The sequence below is a fragment of the Planktotalea sp. genome (genome assembly GCF_039984035.1).
Lineage (GTDB): Bacteria > Pseudomonadota > Alphaproteobacteria > Rhodobacterales > Rhodobacteraceae > Planktotalea.
In genome coordinates this window covers 1-6,694 of the sequence record NZ_JBDWVM010000434.1, presented here as the reverse complement: position 1 = coordinate 6,694, position 6,694 = coordinate 1, and the positions used below count along the sequence as shown (strand labels likewise).

7 protein-coding genes are annotated in these 6,694 nt (G+C 55.0%); 4 read left to right on the top strand and 3 right to left on the bottom strand.

Annotation, left to right across the window (positions count from 1 at the left end):
• The first annotated feature begins 31 nt into the window (after positions 1-31).
• Complete coding sequence (locus ABJQ89_RS19355) at positions 32-823, top strand: enoyl-ACP reductase (RefSeq protein ID WP_348497794.1); 792 nt, start codon at positions 32-34, stop codon at positions 821-823.
• A gap of 14 nt (positions 824-837) precedes the next feature.
• Here ABJQ89_RS19355 and ABJQ89_RS19350 read toward each other — a convergent pair whose 3' ends face one another.
• Positions 838-1,710 (bottom strand): LysR family transcriptional regulator, encoded by an 873-nt coding sequence (locus tag ABJQ89_RS19350; protein ID WP_348497792.1) that lies wholly within the window; start codon positions 1,708-1,710, stop codon positions 838-840.
• A 96-nt stretch (positions 1,711-1,806) separates the two neighbouring features.
• Between ABJQ89_RS19350 and ABJQ89_RS19345 the strand changes: the two genes are divergently transcribed.
• Positions 1,807-2,178: a hypothetical protein gene (locus tag ABJQ89_RS19345; RefSeq protein WP_348497791.1), complete on the top strand. Its 372-nt coding sequence runs from the start codon at positions 1,807-1,809 to the stop codon at positions 2,176-2,178.
• A 4-nt stretch (positions 2,179-2,182) separates the two neighbouring features.
• Here the strand turns inward: ABJQ89_RS19345 and ABJQ89_RS19340 are convergent, their stop codons facing one another.
• Together ABJQ89_RS19340 and ABJQ89_RS19335 are read right to left on the bottom strand one after the other, a co-directional pair.
• On the bottom strand, positions 2,183-3,571 hold the full coding sequence (locus tag ABJQ89_RS19340; protein ID WP_348497790.1) for a DUF3179 domain-containing (seleno)protein: 1,389 nt from the start codon (positions 3,569-3,571) through the stop codon (positions 2,183-2,185).
• Positions 3,572-3,640: 69 nt separating this feature from the next.
• A complete protein-coding gene (locus ABJQ89_RS19335; protein WP_348497789.1) occupies positions 3,641-4,510 on the bottom strand; it encodes a hypothetical protein in 870 nt (289 codons plus the stop codon).
• 131 nt (positions 4,511-4,641) lie between these two features.
• Here ABJQ89_RS19335 and miaB point away from each other — a divergent pair, with 131 nt between their 5' ends.
• Both miaB and ABJQ89_RS19325 read left to right on the top strand, forming a co-directional pair.
• Positions 4,642-5,964 carry a tRNA (N6-isopentenyl adenosine(37)-C2)-methylthiotransferase MiaB gene (miaB, locus tag ABJQ89_RS19330; protein WP_348497788.1) on the top strand — a complete coding sequence of 441 codons (1,323 nt, stop codon included), beginning with the start codon at positions 4,642-4,644 and terminating at the stop codon, positions 5,962-5,964.
• A 277-nt stretch (positions 5,965-6,241) separates the two neighbouring features.
• Positions 6,242-6,694 (top strand): OmpA family protein (locus ABJQ89_RS19325; protein WP_348497793.1); only part of this gene is annotated, 453 nt, incomplete at its 3' end.

Sequence of the window (6,694 nt, the reverse complement as noted above, 5' to 3'; positions counted from 1 at the left end):
TGCTGCTTTCGAAATTTCACGGGTGATTGATATGACTGGTTCAATGCAAGGCAAACGCGGCCTGATTATGGGCGTTGCGAATGAGCGTTCCATCGCTTGGGGCATCGCAAAAGCAATGGCAGAGGCAGGCGCAGAGCTGGCATTCACCTATCAGGGTGAAGCCTTTGGTAAACGTCTGGAACCGCTCGCCGCCTCTGTTGGTTCTGACTTTATGGTCGATGTGGATGTGACGGATGATGCCTCGCTCGACACAGCGTTTGAACAGCTCGGCGCGCGTTGGGACAGCATTGATTTTGTCGTGCATGCGATTGCCTATTCCGACAAGAGCGAATTGACAGGTCGCATTCTGGATACATCCCGCGAGAACTTTAAGAACTCGATGGATATTTCAGCCTACAGCCTGATCGAAGTCGCGCGCCGTGCGCATCCGTTGATGGTGGAAAATGGCGGCACGATACTGACGCTGACCTACATGGGTTCGACCCGTGTAACGCCGAATTATAATGTAATGGGCGTGGCCAAAGCGGCGCTGGAATCCACGGTTCGCTATCTTGCGAACGATCTTGGTCCCGAAGGCATTCGCGTGAACGCGATTTCACCGGGTCCAATGAAAACCCTCGCTGGTGCGGCCATCGGCGGTGCGCGCAAGACTTATAAACACACGGATCAAAACGCACCGATGCGCTCGAATGCGACGCTCGAAGCGGTTGGCGGTGCGGCGGTGTTCCTTGCCTCTGATGTGGGCGCCTGCACGACAGGTGAAATCCTGCGCGTCGATGGTGGTTTCCACGTGCTTGGCATGCCACAGCAAGACAACCTATAAACGGCAAACGCATCTCAGCTGCGCGGCTCACCCAGAAACAATTGGGCGTCCGCCCGCGCGGCTGCCGCAAGCGCATCCACAAGCGCGCGTATATGCGGAGTTTGCGTGTCTGCCTTACGATAGATCGCCCAGAGTTCACCGATTTGATGATTTTCGGCGGGCGTCAGTGGCTTTAACCCTTGCCAACTCGCCCCCAAGATAAAGGGGAGATGCGCAATTGCGCGCCCTGATGCTGCCAGCGCGGCAGCGGTGATCAAAGAATTCGCAGACACAGACGGTTTCGCGGCTGACGGCGGTTTTCTGTGCGATGCATTCACCTTCTCAGCCCCGTCCCGTCCGAACAATTGCACCATGCTTGTCGTGTGTTGGCCGCTGGTCGCAAAGGCGCCGAACTGCGCCCATTTCAGATCGGTCAATTTGCGCCCGAACAAGTCTTCATTCGATGGGGTTGAGGGCCAGAGAGAGATGTCGAACACTTCGGATGTTTGGCTTGGGCTTTGGTTTGTGACTGTCAGTATGATCTCGTGATCGGGACAGGCATCTTGCAAAGCCGGAAGGTGCCTAGCGACAAAGAACGGCGCGATGATCTCACTTGCGCTGATCCGGATCTTACCTTGGGCTTTGCTGCGTTCAGATTTCAACGCGTTTTCAGCGCGCGCAGCCATCTTTTCCATGTCCACGGCCCTGAGGATCAAGGCCTGTCCAGCGGGCGGTGGCACATAGCCAGCGTCGGTTTTGCGAAACAGCGGCAGGCCTGCGCGGCTTTCAATCTGTTCAACCCGCCGCATTACGGTAGAGACCGCAACGTCCAGAGACTGGGCCGCACGATAGAGGCTTTTGCCACGGGCAATCGCGAGGATCACCGGAAAATCATTCCACTCAATCATAGTTGCGTTGTTAGCAGCTTTGCTTTCGCCTGCGCAACTATGCGTGATGAAGCGCTGTTGTTACCTGTCGCGTGCAACTTTTGAAAAGGACAGATCATGCAACTCATCTCTCTTGGCCTTGCGACCGCCATTACATGTCTCGCGCTTATCACACACGTCACCATCGGCACCGCGCAAAATGCTGCGCCCATTTTGGATGACAAAAGCCTGCCAGAAGCCCCGCGTCATACGTTGACCTTTTCGTGGAAGGCTAACAGCATTCTGATGTTATTTATGAGCATTGGTTTTGGCATGGGGTTCGTGCAAGAGATCGGGCCACTTGTACTTTATAATGCGCTGCTGGCGGGTGGCTTGGCGATCGCGGCGAGTTTCGTCGCAATTCAATCTGGGCTAAACCCGCTGAAGTTTCCGCCGATGCCCTTGTTTACCTGCATCGCCTTCTTTGGCTTGTGCAGTTACTTTTTGTAATAGCTCAAGGGCCAGACCAAAGTACGGTTTGCGGATGGAATTGCGACCATGCGAACCAATAGGCTTGATGGCTTCCGAGGTCCCTGCCCTCGGTGTCTAGGGCACGGAGGCCGCCAGCATCAAGGATGAGCTGCACGTCTTCAAACCCAACCTGTGCGCCGTGCTGCAATGCCAGAACTGCGGCGCTTCTTTCAAAGGCGACTGGGGTGCCGGAGCCCGTCACGACGCCAATGACGTCCTCATGCACGTCAAGGCGCGGGTCGACATCGCCGATGGGAAAGATCGGGCCTTTGGCATCTCTGGAATTGCGCAGGTCGAAATCGCGACCAAGGGCGAGCGCTTCGACCAGAACGGTTGTTTCGGGGTATTGCGCTTTCCACGCGCCCCAATCTGTTGTGATGACTGAAGCTTGTTCCAGCTCAAGACCGATGTCGGCCAAAGGACCAGTGAGCGCCTTACCGAGAAAGGTGTCGAAGACCGAATAGGTTTCCAGATCGAACATGACTTTGTTCGAGCGAATGAGCAGGCCCGACGTGCGCAGAATGGGGCGTTTCACACCGAGCGGTAAACCGTCGGTAAAATACGCCTGCGCAGCGCCGCACAGCGAGCAATAGGGAATGCCCAGTTCACGGCCACCCAATGTATCGTTCACCATTTCGCGCACTTCCATGATCCGCAAAGGATAGGCACGGGATTCACCGTTCACGGTGATACCAAAGACAATGTCGTCATCTTGCAGCCAATCCGCGTCATTGGCGCTGCTGACTTTGGGGTTGTCGGCCGCGGGGATGCAATCGCAGATCTCATCGGTGGCATCATGCGGGCGGGTATCGATATTCACGCCGCCCCATGACACCATGCGCCAATCAATGTCGCCTTGGACCAAAATACGCTCCCACCCCGGAACATAGTTGGTGAGAACCCTGCGTTTGTGGCTCAGGTAGTTTGGATAGGCGGGGATATCCCACGCGATGAGGTGATTGAGCATTTCATCGCGTTGGCGGATGGTTTTGAAGTCAATTTCCAAGAGCTGCGCTGCGAGCTGAACAATGGCACCGTTGAATTCCGGTCGCCACGTAAAGCGCAGCATATCGGCCAGAAGCCAAGCCACGCGGGGATCGCGGCCTTCGGCGATGGTCTCGAACGCTGCGGTCTGCGCGGGGTCCCATCCCGATTGATCGATATTGTAAGAGATGATGGTTTCGAGCGCGCCGCGCGTTTCATCGGTCAATGGGCCAGATGGGGCCAACGGGGCTGGACCGAAGGTGTCGAGCACGTAATCGGAAAGCTCGCCAGCATCTTGCGCCTGCGCAAAGGTGGCCCCGCATATCAACGCAAAGACGAAAGCAAAGACGCGGCAGAGATTTGCGAATGTGGTTCTAACAACGGACATAGGTTTTTGTAGGCGCGCGCTGCTTATGCCGCAAATCACGATCCTATCAAAAGAGCGTTGCCGCGATTTTTAGAACCACTGCCCCGGTTCCATCAGACCCAAATCCAGCAATTGGCGCGAATGCCAATCAAAGGGCGCAGAGTTGTGCCATTGGAAGGTTTCGATATCGAAGGACGATCCCGGATTGCGTTTGAGCGCCTTTGCGGTGCGGAACGACATGACCGCCGCAGAAATGTTGTGATGCCATTCGCAGGCATAGGTGTTGTATTCAGGTTCGTTGAAGGTGTGATTGCCCTGTAGCGCCAAACCTTTTGCAGACTTGAACAAGGAAACGCGGTCAATCTTGCGGCTCGCTTCCGGCACATGTTCTTCATAGCGCCAGCGCAATCCCCCATAGAAATCGAGCTGCCGCTCTTCTGGCCAGCTTGTCCCTGGTTTGTTGCGGGCCAAGGCGTAATAGCCCGAGCGATCCAGATGCGCGTGATCGAGCGATACTGCGTTCGGGAATTTTTCCAGATTGTCCGCGTATAGATCGACCACATAGGTCAATATTGTATCGCGCCGCTCTTCTGTGTTGAAGGCGATCATCTCGCCCACGCTGCGAGTCTCGCAGAACGGGTAGAACAGGTATTCGGCGTTGTAGCAGTAATAGAGCCAAATGTCGGGCGCGGCGGCGATCACAGCATTTACCGCGGTTTCGAGGGCTTGGTCCTGCATCATACTATAAGTGACGCGATGCACTTTTTCAGCGATGTCTTCGGGTAGCTCAAAGGCATCTGGCATAAAGGCGACCACAGAAACGAAGCCGCAGTTGATGTGGTGTCGCAGTGTTGTGCCCACCTCCACATCATCTTCCACAAAGATCAGCGCAACGGGGCCTTTGGCCAAGGCTGAACCTGCGTCTTTCAGGAAATTCTTAAGGGACAAATGGTGCGGCACAAAACGGTCCTCAAAACGCGACGTTGTCCCTAGATTCGGCCATTTGAGCGCGCATTGCAAGCGGACACAGTTATGATGTAATAGGCGCGCATCCGTTTGTAGCGCACAAGCACCTTTTGGAGGCACCTATCATGGCCGAGACGAAAAAACTCTACATCAAGACCTATGGGTGCCAAATGAACGTTTACGACAGCGAGCGCATGGGCGAAGCGCTGGGAGCCTCTGGCTATGAAACCACCGAGACGCCTGACGACGCGGACATGATCCTGCTGAACACCTGTCACATTCGCGAAAAAGCGGCGGAAAAGATCTATTCAGAGCTTGGCCGCATGAAGGCCTTCAAGGCGGAAAAGCCTGATCTTAAGATCGGCGTCGCGGGCTGCGTTGCGCAGGCCGAGGGTAAAGAGATTATGCGCCGGCAACCTGCTGTCGATTTGGTAGTCGGCCCGCAGAGCTATCACCGCCTTGCTGAAATGGAAGCAAAGACGCGGCGCGGTGAAAAGGCGCTGGATACGGATTTCCCGCTTGAGGATAAATTCGAAACGCTCAAAGGCCGTCCCAAAGCGCGGCGCGCGCCAGCGGCGTTTCTGACGGTGCAAGAAGGCTGCGACAAGTTCTGTGCATTTTGTGTCGTGCCATATACCCGCGGCGCCGAGGTTTCCCGCCCTGTGCAGCGTATTGTGGATGAGGCCAAGGAACTGGTGGAACGCGGTGTGCGCGAGTTGACGTTGCTTGGGCAGAACGTAAATGCCTATCACGGTGTTGGCACGGACGGAAATGAATGGGGTCTGGCGCAACTGATTTGGGAGCTGGACAAGGTGGACGGTTTGGAGCGCATTCGCTTTACCACATCCCACCCGAACGACATGCAGGACGATCTGATCGACGCCCATGCGCATTGCAAAAAGCTGATGCCCTATTTGCACCTACCTGTGCAGTCCGGCTCTGATCGTATTTTGAAACGCATGAACCGTAGCCACACCGCCGAAAGCTATTTGCGCTTGATCGAACGCATTCGCGAAGCACGCCCCGACATTTTGATGTCTGGCGATTTCATCGTGGGCTTCCCCGAAGAAACCGAAGAAGATTTTCAAGCCACGCTCGATCTGATCGAAGAGGTGCGCTACGGCTATGCCTATTCCTTTAAATATTCGACCCGCCCCGGCACACCCGCCGCAGAGCGCGCGCAGGTAGATGACGCTGAAGCCTCTGAGAGGCTACAACGCCTGCAATCGCTGATCTTCAAACAGCAGATGGAAATTCAACAAAGCATGGTTGGCAAAGATGTCACCGTCCTCGTTGAAAAAGCCGGTCGTGATGCGGGGCAAATGGTCGGGAAATCCGAGTACCTGCACGCGGTCCATATCAACGACAGTTCCGCCCAAATCGGTGATTTGGTTAAGGTGCGTATTACCGAAGCCGTGCGAAATTCTCTCGCAGGTGCACATATTTAAGGCAGTTATTGTCGTCCGCCCAGCTATCTGGCATCGAATCACAAAACCCGAATGATGCTCGTTGGTTTAAAACCTGGCCGGATTTATCGCATTGGTTGCCTTAGAGGCAACAAATTTGGCGTTTCAAGCACGAGCATGCGACAATACCGCGATATATCGCTTCACACAGCCCGCTGATTTGGTAAGGTAGACCAAATCTAGTGGGGCATGGAGCTAGAGCACCGAGTATATGGTGTCGCTCTTAGGGATTAGGACGAGGAATTCTGCTGTGGTAAACATACTTTCCAAAGCTCTTCGCTCAGTTGCAAGCGGACTTGCAATTGTAAGCGTAAGTGCAGTCGCGTTCGGCACTGCTGCTAGTGCCCAACAACAAGGCACTGTTCAAGGCGCTGCAACAGCGATCCAAGGCGTAGCGCAAGGTCCAACGCGGACCGTTCTCGGCGAACGCTTCATTCCCAACATCTGGGTTGATCCCGATGGATGTGAACACTGGGTGATGGATGATGGTGTCGAAGGTTACATGACGCCCCATACCAACCGCCAAGGTATCCCTGTCTGTCGTCGCGGCAATGTTTGCGGCGTAATGAACTCTGATCAGTTCTTCGCAACTGATAGCCACCACATCAGCCGTTCAGGCATTCAGCATCTGCAGAACTTCTTCAACTCTGCAACCGCATCTGCCTACATCATCGCGGGTCACACCGACAGCCGCGCGTCTGATGAATACAAC